A 15,035-nucleotide genomic window follows, 5' to 3' on the forward strand; every position below is an offset into this window, starting at 1 on the left:
AACACGCGGGGGCTTCCCGATCAGGAGAACGGGCCCGGCCTGACCAGCTTGGCGGCCTCGTCCGGGTCGGTGGGCCCGGTGCCGTACGACGGGCAGAGGGCGGCGAGCGGGCACACGCCGCAGGCGGGCCTGCGGGCGTGGCAGATGCGGCGGCCGTGCCAGATCAGGCGGTGGGAGAGCATCGTCCACTCGGACTTCGGGATGAGCTCGCCGACCTCGTGCTCGATCTTCACCGGGTCGGTCTCGGTGGTCCATCCGAACCGCTTCGTCAGCCGCTGGAAGTGGGTGTCGACCGTGATGCCGGGGACGTCGAAGGCGTTGCCGAGCACGACGTTGGCCGTCTTGCGCCCGACGCCGGGCAGCTTGACGAGGTCGCCCAGCCTGCCCGGCACCTCACCCTTGTGCCGCTCGCATAGGGCCTGCGCCATTCCCATGATGCTGTTGGCCTTCGCCCGGAAGAACCCGGTGGACTTGATGATCTCTTCCAGCTCGGCGCGGTCGGCGGCGGCGTAGTCGGCGGCCGTGCGGTACTTCGCGAACAGCACCGGCGTGACCATGTTCACGCGCTTGTCGGTGCACTGCGCCGACAGGATCGTGGCGACGAGCAACTCCAGCGGGTTGCCGAAGTCGAGCTCGCAGTGGGCGTCGGGGTAGGTCTCGGCGAGGATCCGGTTGATCCGCCGCGCCCGCCGGACCAGACCCAGGCGGGTCTCCGGCGCGCGCCGACGGGCCGGCCCGGGTGCAGCCGTGTTCGTCGCCATGCCGCAAGCGTAGGGCCTCGCATGGGCTGCATCCCGCCGAACCGGTGGGGATATGGTCTCCTGCCCGATACTCCGTGAAATGCGATGACGTCCACGGATCGACCTTTTTGTCCGTACAATTCGGCCGGGGGATCCCATGACCGGCGACTCCGGGTCGGGTCCGTGAAAGGGCTCGGATAGGTTTTCGCCAGAATTGTGGAGATCCGCCGGGCACGGCCGACGGGCGCCAGCCGGGACCCGCATCCGACGAGACCGCGTGAGGCTCCGAGGATGGCGTGGGTCACAATGGCTGCACGGAGCCGGCGACCGAGCGCGACCATGAGGGAGGCACCGTGAGCACCGAAGACGTACTGAGTAAGGCGCCCCTGTTCTCCGCGCTCGACCGCGAGAGCGCCGCGGCCCTGCGAACCAGCATCACCGAGGTCGAGCTCCCCAAGGGCCGCACCCTCTTCAGTGAGAACGAGACGGGCGACCGGCTCTACGTGGTGCTCGAAGGCAAGATCAAGCTGGCCCGGACCGCGCCCGACGGCCGGGAGAACCTGCTCAGCGTGCTCGGCCCCGGCGAGATGTTCGGCGAGCTCTCGTTGTTCGACCCGCGCCCCCGTACGGCGTCCGCGATCGCGCTGACCGACGTGCGGCTGGCCGGGCTCGGCCACGACGACCTGCGGCCGTGGCTGACCGGACGCCCGGAGGTCGCCCTCCACCTGTTGCGCGCGCTGGCCCAGCGGCTGCGCCGCACTAACGACGTGCTGGCGGACCTGGTCTTCACCGACGTGCCGGGCCGCGTGGCCAAGCAGCTGCTCGACCTGGCCGACCGGTTCGGCCAGAAGACCGACGACGGCATCCGCGTCCACCACGACCTGACCCAGGAGGAGCTGGCCCAGCTCGTGGGCGCGTCGCGGGAGACGGTCAACAAGGCGCTCGCCGACTTCGCCCAGCGCGGCTGGCTGCGCATCGAGGCCAAGGCCGTCGTGATCATGGACAGGGAGCGGCTCTACAACCGCTCCCGCTAGAGCGTCTTCAGGTAGTTGAGCTGGGCCGCGACGGACATCTCGGCCGCCGGCCACAGCGACCTGTCGACCTCGGCGTAGACCATCTCGACGATCTCCCGGGCGTCCCGGGCGCCCTGCCGGATGGCCTCGCGGATCTGGTCCAGCCGCTCGCGCCGGTGCGCGATGTAGGCGTCGAGGACGCCGATCGGGTCGGGCAGGACCGGCCCGTGGCCGGGCAGCAAAGCCTCGGCCTCCAGGATCTCGGCGCCCTGCCGCAGCCGGTCGAGGCTGCGCAGGTAGTCGCCCAGGTCGCCGTCCGGGGCGATCACCGTGGTCCCGCGGCCGAGCACGGTGTCGCCGGTGAGCATGGCCCGGTCCCCGGGCAGCCAGAAGCACAGCGAGTCGGACGAGTGCCCGGGCGTGGCCACCACCCGTACCTCGGTGCCGCCCGCCGTCAGGACGTCCCCGTCGCCGAGGCCCTCCTCGCCCAGGCGGTGGCGCGGGTCGAGCGCCCGGACCGGCGCGCCGGTCATCGCGGCGAACGACGCGGCGCCCTCGCTGTGGTCGGGATGCCCGTGGGTCAGCAGCACGGCCGTCACCCGGCGTTCGGACACCCGCTCGGCGACCCGCTTGAGGTGCCCCTCGTCGTCCGGGCCGGGGTCCACCACGATGACGTCCTCGGAGGTGCCGAGGATCCAGGTGTTGGTGCCGTCGAGCGTCATCGGGGAGGGGTTCGGGGCCAGGACGGCGACCGCCGAGGCCGTGCCCGAGCCGTCCGGCCCGTCCACCGGGATGCGCAGACCGCTCATGGCGTCGCCTCCCGCGTCGCCAGGCCGCCGAGCGTGCGACGGTAGTCGAGGCCCGGGACCATGAGGACGATCTGCCCGTCGACCTCGACGGGCGCGGGCAGGACTGTGGTGATCTCGCGGTCGGAGGCGAACACGTCGCCGATCGTCTCGAACGTCGCCATCTCGGTCAACGTGTGGAACGTCGGCGGCATCAGCACGACCTCCCCGGCCCGGGCCCGGGTGAGGGCGTCTGCGGGCCTCAGCCAGGCGACACGGTCGGCCTCGCCGCCGACGTCGCGGGTGCGCTGACCCGGCGGCAGCGCCGCCACGAAGAACCGGGTGTCGAAGCGCCTGGTCTCCACGACCGGGGTGATCCAGTGGGCCCAGGCCTTCAGTAGGTCGGAGCGCAGGACGAGGCCCCGCCGGTCGAGGAACTCGGCGAACGAGAGCGTACGGGCGATCAGCGCGAGCCGGTCGGCCTCCCAGTCGTCGCCGGTCGTGTCGTCCACCACGGTGTCGTCGTCGCGCCCGGCCAGGAGCACGCCCGACTCCTCGAAGGTCTCCCGTACGGCGGCGCAGACCAGGCCGCGGGCGGTGCCCTCGTCGGCGTGCAGGGCCTCCCCCCACTCCGCCGGGGAGGGACCGGCCCAGGCGACCGCGTGGTCGGTGTCGCGGGGGTCGACCGAACCGCCGGGGAAGACGTGGGCGCCCGCCGCGAAGGCCATCGTCGGCTTGCGCTTCAGGAGGTAGACCTCCAGCCCCGCCGGGTCGTCGCGCAGCAGCACCACGGTCGCGGCGTCGCGGGCGGGGACGGGCGCGAGGCGGCCCGCGAGGATCTCCCGCGCCCGCCTGCCGAAGTCGCCCGGCAACGGAACCCCCATGCGGCCCTCCAACCAGAACAAGAATCGGTTTCGAGCCTCATGGTCCCCCACCCGACCGGGTGCGGCAAACATCCTGGCGGCGCGGCCGGGAGCGGAGGCCGTCGCACCCCGCTGCCGGGGGACGGAAGCCCGTCGCACCCTCGCTGCCGGGGAGCGGAGGCCGTCGGGCCCTCGCTCCCCGGCGCCACGGTCATCGGACCTCGGCGACGACTTCCACCTCGACCGGGGCGTCCAGGGGGAGGACGGCCACGCCGACCGCGCTCCTGGCGTGCCGGCCCGCCTCCCCGAACACCTCGCCGAGCAGCTCACTCGCGCCGTTCACGACCTGGGGCTGGCCGGTGAAGTCAGGGGCGCTGGCGACGAAGCCGACGACCTTGACGATCCGCACGACGCGCGACAGGTCGCCCACCACCGACCGGATGGCGGCGATCGCGTTGAGCGCGCAGACGCGCGCCTGCTCCTTCGCCTCCTCGGGGGAGACGGCGGCGCCGACCTTGCCCGTGACCAGGAGCTTGCCGTCCACCATCGGGAGCTGGCCCGAGGTGTACACGTGGTCGCCGGTCCTGAGGGCGGGGACGTAGGCGGCCAGCGGCGGGACGACCTCGGGCAGCGTCAGCCCGAGGTCCGCGATGCGCTCCTCCGGCGAGGCCATCACTTGGGCCGCTTCATGTAGGCGACGAGCTGCTCGGGGTTGGGCCCCGGCACGACGGAGACGAGCTCCCAGCCGTCCTCACCCCAGTTGTCCAGGATCTGCTTCGTCGCGTGCGTGAGCAGCGGCACGGTGACGTATTCCCACTTGGTCATGGGCAAAGGCTATCGACCCCTACCCCTCGGCGCCGCCCGCCGGGCGGTTCGCCGCGGGCGACGCGTCCGGCGCGCGGAACGGGACGTCGGCGGGGGCCACGGCCGGGGGCACGGCGGGATCCGGCGCGCCGGCCGCCGCGTCGATCGCGGGAAGCTCGTCGAGCGCCTCCTCGACCGGCTCGGGCTCCTCGGCGGGCGCGGGCGCCGGCTGCTCGGCCGCGGGCGCCATCTTGTCGAAGAACCGCAGCAGCTCCACCGGGAGCGGCATGACCAGCGTGCTGTTCTTCTCGGCCGCGACCTCGACGACCGTCTGCAGCATGCGCAGTTGCAGCGCCGCCGGGTCGGACGACATCTGCCGGGCGGCGGCCGCGAGCCGCTTGGACGCCTGGAACTCGCCGTCCGCGGTGATGATGCGCGCCCGCCGCTCCCGCTCGGCCTCGGCCTGCCGGGACATCGACCGCTTCATGCCCTCAGGCAGGGCCACGTCCTTGATCTCGACCCGCTCGATCCGGATGCCCCAAGGCCCCTCGGTCGGCTCGTCGATCACGGCCTTCAGCTGGGCGTTCAGCGTGTCCCTGTCGGACAGGAGCTGGTCGAGCTCCGACTGCCCGATCACCGACCGCAGCGACGTCTGGGCCACCTGGGAGACCGCGAACAGGTAGTTCTGGACGTTGACGACCGCCTTGATGGGGTCGATCACCCGGAAGTAGACCACCGCGTCGACGCGGACGGACACGTTGTCGCGGGTGATGCCCTCCTGCGCGGGCACCCCCAGCGTGATGATCTGCATGTTGACTTTTTGCATCCGGTCGACGATCGGGACGATCAGATGCAACCCGGGCCCCCGGACCTCCGACTGGATGCGGCCCAGCCGGAAGACGATCCCCGTCTCGTACTGCTGCACCACGCGGACGCCCCGCGCGATCGCGACGAGCAGGAAGAAGCCCACGACGGCGATGAACGCTAACAGCACCGACTCCACGGCCGGCACCTCCTTCGAGATGGCAGGGCCACGCGCCCATAGGCGAACCCTTACCCAATCGACGCTCGACCCGTACCGCAAGGTTCCGGTGGGGACGACCGGCGCGAATCGCCATGTAACCGTTGGGTAGCCTTCCAAGCGTGAGCGAACGGAGCAGCGACGACGCGACCGGGCGTACGCCGTCCCGGGCGGCGGCGCGCGCTCGCGGGGTACGTCCGGGGAGGCGGCCGGAGGAGGCACAGTGGGCGAGCGCGGGTTCGTGAGCGCGGCCGAGGGCGGCGCGCGCGACACCGACTGGGACGGCGTCCGGCTGCACATCGTCAGCGGCAAGGGCGGCACCGGCAAGACCACGGTGGCCGCGGCCCTGGCGCTCGCACTGGCGGCGGGCGGCCGCAAGGTCCTCCTCGTGGAGGTCGAGGGCCGCCAGGGCATCGCGCAGGTCTTCGACCTGCCCCCGCTGCCGTACGAGGAGCGGAAGGTGGCGGTCGCGCCCGGCGGCGGGGACGTCTACGCGCTGGCCATCGACCCCGAAGAGGCCATGCTCGACTACCTCGAGATGTTCTACGGCATGAAGCGCATGGGCAAGGCCCTCACCCGGATGGGCGTGGTCGACTTCGCCACCACAATCGCCCCCGGCCTGCGCGACGTGCTGGTCACCGGCAAGACCAGCGAGGCCGTGCGGCGCCGCGACAAGTCGGGCGGCAGGACGTACGACGCGGTCGTGATGGACGCACCGCCCACCGGCCGGATCGCCCGCTTCCTCAACGTCTTCGACGAGGTGGCCGGCCTCGCCCGGGTCGGCCCGGTGAAGAACCACGCCGACCTGGTGCGCGGGGTCCTGTCGTCCCCCGAGACCGCGGTGCACTTCGTCACCCTGCTGGAGGAGATGCCGGTCCAGGAGACCCTCGACGGCATCGCCGAGCTCCGCGAGACGCGGCTGCCGGTCGGCGGGGTCTTCGTGAACATGGTCCGGGCGGAGGGGCTGCCGGGGCCGGTGCTCGACGCGGCCTACGACGGCCGGTTCGACCCGGCCGAGCTGGCGCTCGGGCTGAAGGCCGCCGGGCTGGCGGACGGCGCCGCCGACGCGTCCGCGATCGCCGAGGCGCTGGCCGAGGAGGTCCGCGAGCACGCCCGGCGCACCGAGCTGGAGAAGCGCGAGCGCTCGGAGCTGGAGTCGGCGCTCGTGCCGCTCTACGACCTCCCGCTGCTGCCCGACGGCGCCGACCTCGCCGGGCTCTACGAGCTGGCCGACGCCCTCCGCGCCCAGGGCGCGGCATGACCGGCCCCGGGACGGGCCGGCCCCGTACGCCGTACCGCCGTCGAGAGGCACAGTCGTGAGCAGGACAGCACCCGCGCTGGACGTCGACGCGATCCTGGACGACCCGAACACGCGGATCATCGTCTGCTGCGGGTCGGGCGGGGTGGGCAAGACCACGACGGCCGCGGCCCTCGGGCTGCGCGCCGCCGAACGCGGACGGTCGGTCGTGGTGCTCACGGTGGACCCCGCCAAGCGGCTGGCCCAGGCCATGGGCCTCACCGAGCTGGACAACACCCCGCGCCGCGTCGCCGGAGTCGGCGACGCGGAGTCGCCGGACGGCGGCGAGCTGCACGCGATGATGCTCGACATGAAGCGGACCTTCGACGAGATCATCGAGGCACACGCCGACCCGGACCGGGCGCAGCAGATCCTGACGAACCCCTTCTACGCGTCGCTGTCGTCGAGCTTCTCCGGCACGCAGGAGTACATGGCGATGGAGAAGCTGGGCCAGCTCCGCCGGTCCAACGACTGGGACCTGATCGTGGTCGACACACCGCCGTCCCGGTCGGCGCTCGACTTCCTCGACGCCCCCGAGCGGCTCGGGCGCTTCCTCGACGGCAGGCTGATCCGCTTCCTCACCGCGCCCGCGAAGGCCGGCGGGCGCAGCGCCTTCCGCCTGCTCAACGCCGGGTTCGGGATGGTCGCCGGCATCCTCACCAAGGTGATCGGCGCCCAGGTGCTGCGGGACATCCAGATGTTCGTGTCCGCGCTCGACGCGGTCTTCGGCGGGTTCCGCCAGCGGGCCGAGCAGACGTACCAGCTGCTGCAGGCGCCGGGGACGGCGTTCCTCGTGGTCGCCGCGCCGGAGCGCGACGCGATGCGGGAGGCGTCCTACTTCGTCGAACGGCTGGCCGACGAGCGGATGCCGCTGGCGGGGCTCGTGGTCAACCGGGTGCACACCTCGCCCGCGCCGGAGCTGTCGGCCGCCCGCAGCCTCGCGGCGGCGGAGGACCTCGATTCCCGGGGCGAGCACGACCTGACCGCGGCCGTGCTCCGCCTGCACGCGGGACGGATGCAGCTCGGGGCCCGCGAACGCCGGCAGCGGGACCACTTCACGTCGGCCCACCCGACGGTGCCGATCGCCCAGGTTCCGGCGATGCCGGAGGACGTGCACGATCTGGCGGGGCTCCGCCAGATCGGGCAGCTGCTGGCGTCGTAGACCGGCCGCGGTGAGCGCCTCGCCATTGGGGCGCCGGGGCCGGGTGGAGGTGGGAGGAATCGGAGGCCGCCCCGGGGTAGGGGGCGACGTCCCGCCGGGCTCAGCCGGCGATCAACTCGTTCGTGCGCTCGTACTCTTCCTTGGCCGACTCGAGCAGGTCGCGCCAGGAATCCACATCCGGCCGGCGCCTCAGCAGCGCGCGGCGCTCCCTTTCCGTCATGCCGCCCCACACGCCGAACTCGATTCGGTTGTCCAGCGCGTCGGCCAGGCATTCGGTACGGACAGGGCATCCCCGGCAGATGAGCTTCGCCCGGTTCTGTGCGGCGCCCTGTACGAAGAGCGCGTCAGGATCCGCACCTCGGCAGGCGGCACGGGAGGTCCAATCCGTGATCCACATGTTCGACCCCACTCCCCTTAGGTGGTCAGTCGTCGTTTCGGCCGACGGGCGCGGGCGTCGGGCCTCCTGATTGCAGTAGCCGCAGAGGAGAACGTACGCAACGAAACGATCGAACCGACATACCCCGGGGGGACCAAATTCGTGCATGGTCATGTCAGGCCACGTGGCCGGGAATGACTAGTCACCCCCGTGAACGGGTAATGGCGGGCCGTGGAACCGAGGCCGATGGAGTCACGTATCCGACGTACCCTTGGATTCGTGCAAGCTCAAGGCAAAAGCATCGCGTCCAGATCGGGGAACGTCCTGCGCCTCATCGGCGCGGCCGCGGTCGCGGGGGTGCTGGCGGCGGCTATTGCACTACCCGCCGTCGGGGGTGCCGGCGTGACGGTCAAGTCCGCCACCGAGACCCTCCGGATCGCCCCGGAGGACCTCGCCGAGCCGCCGCTGCCCGAGAAGACCACGCTGCTCGACGCCGACGGCAAGCCGATCGCCCAGTTCTACTTCCAGAACCGCGAGTCTGTGCCGCTGGAGAAGATCGCGCCGATCATGCAGAAGGCCATCGTCGCGATCGAGGACTTCCGCTTCTACAGCCACGGCGCGCTCGACCTGGAGGGCACGAGCCGCGCGCTGGTCAAGAACCTCACGACGGGCGGCGTGACCCAGGGCGGCTCCTCCATCACCCAGCAGTACGTGAAGCAGGTCCTCCTCAACGCCGCCGAGACGAAGGAAGACCAGCTCAAGGCCATCGAGCCGACCTTCTCGCGCAAGCTGAAGGAGATCCGCTACGCGATGGCCGTCGAGCAGAAGTACTCGAAGAACGAGATCCTCAACCGGTATCTCAACATCGCGTACTTCGGCGCCGGCTCGTACGGCATCGAGGCGGCGTCCAAGCGGTTCTTCGGCAAGCACGCCTCCGATCTCGACCTCGCCCAGGCCGCCACGCTGGCCGGCGCCGTGCAGAACCCCAACGCCACCGACCCGAACGTCAGCAAGGCGTCCAGGGAGCGGCTGCTCGCGCGGCGCAACGTCGTCCTCGACCGCATGGCCGAGCTGCACATCATCTCCCCGGCCGACGCCGCGGCGGCCAAGGCCAAGAAGCTGGGGTACAAGGACAAGCCCATCCCCGGCGGCTGTGAGGAGAGCGACTACCCGTACTTCTGCATCTACGTGCGGGACGAGATCCTCAACGACGCCCAGTTCGGCAAGACCGAGAAGGCGCGGTACGACTTCCTCGCCCGCGGCGGCCTCACCATCCGGACGACCCTGTCGCGGAAGATGCAGAAGGCCGCGGAGAAGGCCATCAAGAAGTACGTCGACCCGTCCGACAAGCCGGTCGCCTCGGAGGCACTGGTCGAGCCCGGCACGGGGGCGATCAAGGCGATGGCCTCCAGCCGGAAGTACGGCTCCAGCAAGAAGAAGAACGAGATGTCGTTCAACATCGTCGCCGACGCGGCGCACGGCGGCGGCACCGGCTTCCAGGCCGGCTCGACGTTCAAGGTGTTCACCCTGATCACCGCCCTCAAGGAGGGCTGGAAGTTCAACGACGGCCTCAACGTGGGCGCGACGTTCAAGGCGAACTCCTACTCCGACTTCAAGAACTGCAAGGGCCAGAACGTCGGCGACCCGAACGCCAAGCCGCAGCACAACTCCGAGCCCGGCGGCGGCTTCCTGACCCTGCAGACCGGCACCTGGAAGTCGGTGAACACCTTCTTCCTCACGCTGGAGCAGAAGGTCGGCCTCTGCAACGTGGTCAAGACCGCCAAGGACCTCGGCATCAAGCGCTCCGACGGCCAGAAGCTGCAGGAGTTCCAGCCGTTCACGCTCGGCTTCAACGAGATGGACCCGGTGACGGTCGCCAGCGCGTACGCCGCCATCGGCGCCCGCGGCAAGTACTGCAAGCCGATGGCCATCACGGAGATCACCGACCGGTTCAACAAGGTGACCCCGTTCAAGCCGAACTGCCGGCAGGCGATCGACTCGGACATCGCCGACGCCACCAGCCACATCCTGGAGGGCGTGTTCACCAAGGGCACCATGTCCGCGGTCGGCGGCATCGGACGGGACGCGGCCGGCAAGACCGGCACGGGCGACCAGTCCCACACCGTCTGGTTCGCCGGGTACACCCCCGACCTGGCGGGCGCGGTCAGCCTCGGCGACCCGCGCGGCCCGGTCCGGTACCCGCTGCCCGGCCAGGTCATCGGCGGCCGGACGTACGGCGTGGTCTTCGGCGCCACCATCCCCGGCCCGATCTGGAAGGCGACGTTCATCGACGCGCTCAAGGGCGTCGAGCCGTCGTCGTTCGTCGCGCCGGACATGTCGAAGTTCGGCGGATGCGCCCACGTGTGCGCTCCCCCGCCGAAGCCGCACAAGGGCGACGGCAAGGGTGACGGCGGTCCGGACGGAGGCCCCGGCGGCGGCCACGGTCCCGGTGGCGGCCCCGGCGGTGGTCCCGGCCCGGGTGGCGGCGGCGACCCCTTCAACGTGGGCCGTCCCTTCCGGAACGGCTGACGCCACGCGACGACGGATGGCCCCTCACACACGTGGTGAGGGGCCATCCGTCGTCTTCACGGCACTGGCGCCCGGGCGTTCAGGCGTCCCGGGCCGTACGGCCGGGGCGATCAGCCCTTCCGCGGCGTACGGCCGGGCGTCAGGGGGTCAGGCGGGCGCGGACGGCCTGGGCGACCCGGCCGCCCTCGGCGCGGCCGGCGACCTTCGGGTTCAGGATCTTCATGACCTGCCCCATGGCCTTCGGCCCCTCGGCGCCGCTCTCGGCGACGGCCTCGTCGACGAGCCTGCCCAGCTCCTCGTCGCTGAGCTGGGCGGGAAGGTACTCCTCCAGGACGGCCTGCTCGTCGAGCTCCGCCTGGGCCTGCTGGGCGCGGCCGGCGCCCGCGAACGCCTCGGACGCCTCGCGGCGCTTCTTCGCCTCCCGGGTCAGGACCTTCACGACCTCGTCGTCGGAGAGCTCGCGGGCCTCCTTGCCGGCGACCTCCTCCACGTTGATCGCGGCCAGGGCCATCCGGATCGTCCGGAGCCGTACCTCGTCACGCGCCTTCATCGAGGCCGCGAGGTCGGCCTTCAGCTTGTCCTTCAACGCACTCATGGGTCCATCTTGCCGCGTCAGGCCGATGATCCTCGCCAGGTTATGCGGGAGCCGGGGCGTACGTCGGGCATCATGGCTGTGTGAGGAAAGCCGCCGCTGTCCCCCTGTCCCTGCTCGGCCTCGGTATGGCCGGCATCGGTTACGCGTCCGTCGTGGAGCGCAACTGGTTCCGGCTGCGCAGGTTCGACGTGCCGGTGCTCGCTCCGGGGCAGCGGCCGATCCGGATCCTCCAGATCTCCGACCTCCACCTGACCCCGCGGCGGTCCCGGCTGATCACATGGGTGCGGTCGCTCGCCACGCTCAACCCCGACCTCGTGGTCAACACCGGCGACACCCTCGCCCACCCCGACGCGGTCGAGTCGTACATGCACGCCGTGGAGCCGCTGCTCGACCGGCCCGGCCTGTTCGTGTACGGATCCAACGACCTGTACGCCCCCCGGCCGAAGAACCCGGCCCGCTACCTCTGGCGGACGTCGAAGGGCGACTCCGGCCGCCACGTCCCCGACCTGCCCTACCGTGAGCTGGGCGCCTCGATGACGGCGGCGGGCTGGCTCGACATGAACAACACGACGGCCCGGCTCAAGGTGGCCGACCTCGACGTGCACGTGGGCGGGATCGACGACTCCCACATCGACCGCGACCGGTACGACGAGATCGCCGGGCCCGCCCCGGCCGACGCCGACCTCCGCCTGGGCGTCATGCACTCCCCCGAGCCGCGGAACATGTCGCGGTTCGCGGAGGACGGCTACCAGCTCCTGCTGGCCGGGCACACGCACGGCGGCCAGCTGTGCATCCCCTTCTACGGCGCCCTGGTGACCAACTGCGGCATCGACCGGGCCAGGGTCAAGGGCCTCAGCCGGCACGAGAGCGCCTGGCTGCACGTGTCCGCCGGCCTCGGCACCTCGCCGTACGCGCCGGCCCGGTTCTCCTGCCCTCCGGAGGCGACGCTGCTCACCCTCGTCCCCCGCCGCCCCGTCGTGGCGGGTGGCACAAGCATCGGCAAAGTCCGCTAGACTTGCCGAGGCAGCAGGGCGAGAGCCGTGTGAGACCGGGGTGTAGCGCAGCTTGGCAGCGCGCTTCGTTCGGGACGAAGAGGCCGTGGGTTCAAATCCCGCCACCCCGACCATGCAGTACCAGCTAAGAGGCCGGTTCCGAAGAACGGAACCGGCCTTCTGCGTTGCTCCACCTGAAGTGGCTCGCGGTGGCGCTGGCGGGCGCCAACGAACCCTAGGAAGGCGCACGCACACCGGACGCCTACTCGGCCTTTCGGCGCATCTCGCGAGTGACCGCGCCGCCGGCCGAGTGGCCGTCGTCTTCGAACGCCTGAAGCCATACCGCAACGTTCGCCTGCCCCGACCTCTCGCCGTTCGCCACCGAGGCGAAAAGAGCTTCCGCGAATCACGAGGTCCATGGACAATCAATTCGAGGACGGCACTCAGCAGCTCACGAGGCAGTCTCTAGTCGCGAACAGCATCGGTCGCATCCACCTCCACCTCGGTACGTAAGGAAAGCCGACATCGCTCGTCACCGTCTGGCACTCAGGCATGCCGACGGATATGCTCGCAGACGAAGTTAATTGCTATTTCGGACATCCCTGTTGAGGAGTCTTGCTCGGTGGAAGAACGTGGGACTCGTCCCAGCGGGCCTGTTTCACTTCGGGTTGAGATCGGTCTAGGGCCGTGGGGAGTGCCGGAAGAGGTCGCCCAAGCCGCCATCCTTCTGCGACGGGACCTCCTGCAACTCGACATTCTGGGCGTCGAGGCGATTCCAAGTGCTCCACCCGAAGGCGCGAAAGGTGTTGACGTCGGCGTCATCGGCGCGATGGTTGTCAGCCTTGTCGAGCCCGCTGGAGTGACGGCCGTGATCGACCTGATTCGGGCATGGGCAAGCCGCGGCCAAGGGCGTTCGGTAAAAATCCAGCTCGGCAAGGACGTCCTGGAGGTCACCGGAGTTTCCCGGGAGGACCAGCGGCGGCTGATCGATCATTGGATCGAGCGTCATGCCAAGCCCTGAGCCTGGTTCGTACGCGCTGATTGTGGGAGCGGACACCTACGCCGACAAGGCGCTGGGACAATTGAGATCTCCGACGCACGACGGCCGCGAACTGTCCGAGGTCCTGTCGGATCCAAGAATCGGCGGCTTTTCCACCCGCCAACTCTTCAACCGGCCCGCCTATGAGGTGGCGGAAGAGATTGAGGGATTCTTCGCCGACCGCCGGCCCGACGATCTTCTCGTGCTGCACCTTTCCTGTCACGGCGTCAAGGACGAATCAGGCCGCCTCTACTTCGCAATGTCGTCGACCAAACTCGACAGGCTGGCAGCCACCGGCCTTTCCGCGGCGTTCGTCAACGAGCAGATCGACCGCAGCAGGTCCCAGAAAATCGTCCTGCTATTGGATTGTTGTTATAGTGGAGCCTTCCCTCAGAATCTCATTCCCCGGTCGTCAGAACGGTTGGGCCTGGATCGATTCCAGGGGCGCGGCCGTGTGGTGATCAGCGCGTCCACCGCCCTGGAATATGCATATGAATCCGACACCGGGCTCCTGAGCGGCGCCGGGCAGCCATCCGTGTTCACGGGGGTGCTGGTCGAAGGGCTTCGGACGGGCAAGGCCGATGTCGACAGCGACGGCATGGTGTCGGTGGACGAACTGTACGACTATCTGTTCGATCACGTTCGTCAGATCACACCACACCAGACGCCCGAAAAGATCAGCACAGTACGAGGCGAACTGATCATCGCCCGTAACCCCCGATGGGCACCTCACGCGCAACCCGTCCCTTCCGTCAGCGCCGACCCCGCACAGGACGACGCTGAGGATGAGTCGGCCAAGGGAACCCAGCCGTTCCGGCTGGTGGCCGACACGTACGTGCCACCCACGAAGCCCGCTCCCCCCACGAAGCCCGAGACGACTGCGCCCGAGACGACTGCGCCCGAGACGACTGCGCCCGAGACGACTGCGCCCAAGCCGACGGCACCCGACGTAAGGGTGCCTAAGCCACCGGGGGTCGCGCCGCTCGCACTCTCGCCCCCTCCAGTCCGGTCGCGGAAGAAAACGTCCGGCCGGCGTAAGGGCGTGCTGGGGATCTTCGCCACTGCGGGCGCCATCACCGCCACCGTGGTGGCTGTCCTACTCGTAATCAACATGACCCCGCCCGCTGCCTACGTACCCGCACTGAGCAGAATGGCCAAGAAGGCCGCAATCAGTAAGCTGACCCGTCTAGGCCTGAGGCCAGTTCTGGTCGAGGTGCACAGCGACACGATTTCCGCCGGCAGTGTTATCGACACGGATCCCCCTAGCGGACAGCCCATTCACTCGGGCGACTCGGTGACATTGCGGGTGTCCCTGGGGCCAAAATCATCGCTGTCGCCGTCGCCGTCGCGAACGCCAACGCCGTCGCGAACGCGAACGCCGACGCCGACACCGACGCCGCAACACAACGGCTCCGGGACGGAGAACACGCCGAGGCCGACTCCGGTGGAAGTGCTCAGTGTTGTCGGCCTCACGCTGGCGAACGCGCTTAACACGCTCCAGCGGGCCGGGTTCACGGTCACGACCGTGGAGCAGCCGAGCGACAGCGTCCCGCAGGGCGACGTGATCGACCAGGCGCCGGAGCCGGGGGCCCACCTCCAGCCGGGCACCACGATCACGCTGACCGTCTCCAGCGGCTCTTTGGAGCAGCCGACCGACCAGCCGACCGACCAGCCGACGGGGGACAACCCATTCGGATGAAGAGGCCGGGGGTTCAAATCCCGCCACCCGACCCAGACGAAAGGCCACGTGCGATCACCGCAGGTGGCCTTTTCGATCTCCATACGCGTGGTCGCGGCGGGCTCGGCACACAGCCGAGCC

At 70.2% G+C, this 15,035-nt stretch carries 15 protein-coding genes and 1 tRNA gene; 8 read left to right on the forward strand and 8 right to left on the reverse strand.

Translation table 11 applies throughout. From position 1 onward, the window contains the following. Nucleotides 1-20: 20 nt before the first annotated feature. The gene (gene nth, locus Mco01_RS10045) at nt 21-761 is read right to left on the reverse strand and encodes an endonuclease III (protein ID WP_204056583.1); all 741 of its coding nucleotides are present in this window, start codon (nt 759-761) and stop codon (nt 21-23) included. A 332-nt stretch (nt 762-1,093) separates the two neighbouring features. On the opposite strand from nth, the gene Mco01_RS10050 reads away from it, so the two are divergent. Then, entirely contained in the window at nt 1,094-1,774 is a 681-nt protein-coding gene (locus Mco01_RS10050; RefSeq protein ID WP_036325247.1) for a Crp/Fnr family transcriptional regulator, read from the forward strand. Here Mco01_RS10050 and Mco01_RS10055 read toward each other — a convergent pair. The 5 genes from Mco01_RS10055 to Mco01_RS10075 form a co-directional block, all read right to left on the reverse strand. Beyond that, the gene (locus Mco01_RS10055; protein ID WP_204056584.1) at nt 1,771-2,562 is read right to left on the reverse strand and encodes an MBL fold metallo-hydrolase; all 792 of its coding nucleotides are present in this window, start codon (nt 2,560-2,562) and stop codon (nt 1,771-1,773) included. The genes Mco01_RS10050 and Mco01_RS10055 overlap by 4 nt on opposite strands. Beyond that, the gene (locus Mco01_RS10060) at nt 2,559-3,422 is read right to left on the reverse strand and encodes an NUDIX hydrolase (protein WP_204056585.1); all 864 of its coding nucleotides are present in this window, start codon (nt 3,420-3,422) and stop codon (nt 2,559-2,561) included. The genes Mco01_RS10055 and Mco01_RS10060 overlap by 4 nt, the downstream gene beginning before the upstream one ends. A 190-nt stretch (nt 3,423-3,612) precedes the next feature. Beyond that, entirely contained in the window at nt 3,613-4,074 is a 462-nt protein-coding gene (locus Mco01_RS10065) for a RidA family protein (RefSeq protein ID WP_204056586.1), read from the reverse strand. Continuing rightward, on the reverse strand, nt 4,074-4,226 hold the full coding sequence (sp36, locus tag Mco01_RS10070; protein ID WP_203954729.1) for a Sp36 family protein: 153 nt from the start codon (nt 4,224-4,226) through the stop codon (nt 4,074-4,076). The genes Mco01_RS10065 and sp36 overlap by 1 nt, the downstream gene beginning before the upstream one ends. A gap of 19 nt (nt 4,227-4,245) precedes the next feature. Then, nucleotides 4,246-5,208: a slipin family protein gene (locus Mco01_RS10075; protein ID WP_239103472.1), complete on the reverse strand. Its 963-nt coding sequence runs from the start codon at nt 5,206-5,208 to the stop codon at nt 4,246-4,248. A gap of 241 nt (nt 5,209-5,449) precedes the next feature. On the opposite strand from Mco01_RS10075, the gene bagA reads away from it, so the two are divergent. Together bagA and bagB are read left to right on the forward strand one after the other, a co-directional pair. Further along, nucleotides 5,450-6,487, forward strand: coding sequence for an ATPase BagA (gene bagA / locus Mco01_RS10080; RefSeq protein WP_198167310.1), 1,038 nt, complete (start codon nt 5,450-5,452; stop codon nt 6,485-6,487). Nucleotides 6,488-6,542: 55 nt separating this feature from the next. Then, the gene (bagB, locus tag Mco01_RS10085; protein WP_204056587.1) at nt 6,543-7,685 is read left to right on the forward strand and encodes an ATPase BagB; all 1,143 of its coding nucleotides are present in this window, start codon (nt 6,543-6,545) and stop codon (nt 7,683-7,685) included. 100 nt (nt 7,686-7,785) lie between these two features. On the opposite strand, the gene Mco01_RS10090 is transcribed toward bagB, so the two are convergent. Further along, nucleotides 7,786-8,082: a WhiB family transcriptional regulator gene (locus tag Mco01_RS10090; protein ID WP_036326687.1), complete on the reverse strand. Its 297-nt coding sequence runs from the start codon at nt 8,080-8,082 to the stop codon at nt 7,786-7,788. Nucleotides 8,083-8,340: 258 nt separating this feature from the next. Between Mco01_RS10090 and Mco01_RS10095 the strand changes: the two genes are divergently transcribed. Then, nucleotides 8,341-10,590, forward strand: a complete 2,250-nt coding sequence (locus Mco01_RS10095; RefSeq protein WP_239103473.1) for a transglycosylase domain-containing protein — start codon at nt 8,341-8,343, stop codon at nt 10,588-10,590. A gap of 139 nt (nt 10,591-10,729) precedes the next feature. On the opposite strand, the gene Mco01_RS10100 is transcribed toward Mco01_RS10095, so the two are convergent. After that, complete coding sequence (locus Mco01_RS10100) at nt 10,730-11,185, reverse strand: GatB/YqeY domain-containing protein (RefSeq protein WP_204056589.1); 456 nt, start codon at nt 11,183-11,185, stop codon at nt 10,730-10,732. Between the two features lie 80 nt (nt 11,186-11,265). Between Mco01_RS10100 and Mco01_RS10105 the strand changes: the two genes are divergently transcribed. The 4 genes from Mco01_RS10105 to Mco01_RS10120 all read left to right on the forward strand — a co-directional run bounded on the left by Mco01_RS10105 (nt 11,266) and on the right by Mco01_RS10120 (nt 14,915). Then, a complete protein-coding gene (locus tag Mco01_RS10105) occupies nt 11,266-12,198 on the forward strand; it encodes a metallophosphoesterase (RefSeq protein ID WP_239103474.1) in 933 nt (310 codons plus the stop codon). A gap of 36 nt (nt 12,199-12,234) precedes the next feature. Beyond that, nucleotides 12,235-12,311 (forward strand) — tRNA-Pro (locus Mco01_RS10110). A 560-nt stretch (nt 12,312-12,871) separates the two neighbouring features. Beyond that, the gene (locus Mco01_RS10115) at nt 12,872-13,198 is read left to right on the forward strand and encodes a hypothetical protein (RefSeq protein ID WP_204056590.1); all 327 of its coding nucleotides are present in this window, start codon (nt 12,872-12,874) and stop codon (nt 13,196-13,198) included. Beyond that, nucleotides 13,185-14,915, forward strand: a complete 1,731-nt coding sequence (locus Mco01_RS10120) for a caspase, EACC1-associated type (RefSeq protein ID WP_425559989.1) — start codon at nt 13,185-13,187, stop codon at nt 14,913-14,915. Before Mco01_RS10115 ends, Mco01_RS10120 begins: the two co-directional genes overlap by 14 nt. Nucleotides 14,916-15,035: the final 120 nt, after the last annotated feature.

It is taken from the genome of Microbispora corallina (genome assembly GCF_016863035.1).
In the GTDB taxonomy this organism is placed as follows: Bacteria; Actinomycetota; Actinomycetes; order Streptosporangiales; family Streptosporangiaceae; genus Microbispora; species Microbispora corallina.

Bases quoted from the DNA above. Each gene is read 5' to 3' on its own strand.
- Mco01_RS10100 (WP_204056589.1), bottom strand. From the start codon at position 11,185: ATGAGTGCGTTGAAGGACAAGCTGAAGGCCGACCTCGCGGCCTCGATG.
- Mco01_RS10065 (WP_204056586.1), bottom strand. From the start codon at position 4,074: ATGGCCTCGCCGGAGGAGCGCATCGCGGACCTCGGGCTGACGCTGCCC.
- Mco01_RS10090 (WP_036326687.1), bottom strand. From the start codon at position 8,082: ATGTGGATCACGGATTGGACCTCCCGTGCCGCCTGCCGAGGTGCGGAT.
- sp36 (WP_203954729.1), bottom strand. From the start codon at position 4,226: ATGACCAAGTGGGAATACGTCACCGTGCCGCTGCTCACGCACGCGACG.
- Mco01_RS10120 (WP_425559989.1), top strand. From the start codon at position 13,185: ATGCCAAGCCCTGAGCCTGGTTCGTACGCGCTGATTGTGGGAGCGGAC.
- Mco01_RS10055 (WP_204056584.1), bottom strand. From the start codon at position 2,562: ATGAGCGGTCTGCGCATCCCGGTGGACGGGCCGGACGGCTCGGGCACG.
- Mco01_RS10060 (WP_204056585.1), bottom strand. From the start codon at position 3,422: ATGGGGGTTCCGTTGCCGGGCGACTTCGGCAGGCGGGCGCGGGAGATC.
- nth (WP_204056583.1), bottom strand. From the start codon at position 761: ATGGCGACGAACACGGCTGCACCCGGGCCGGCCCGTCGGCGCGCGCCG.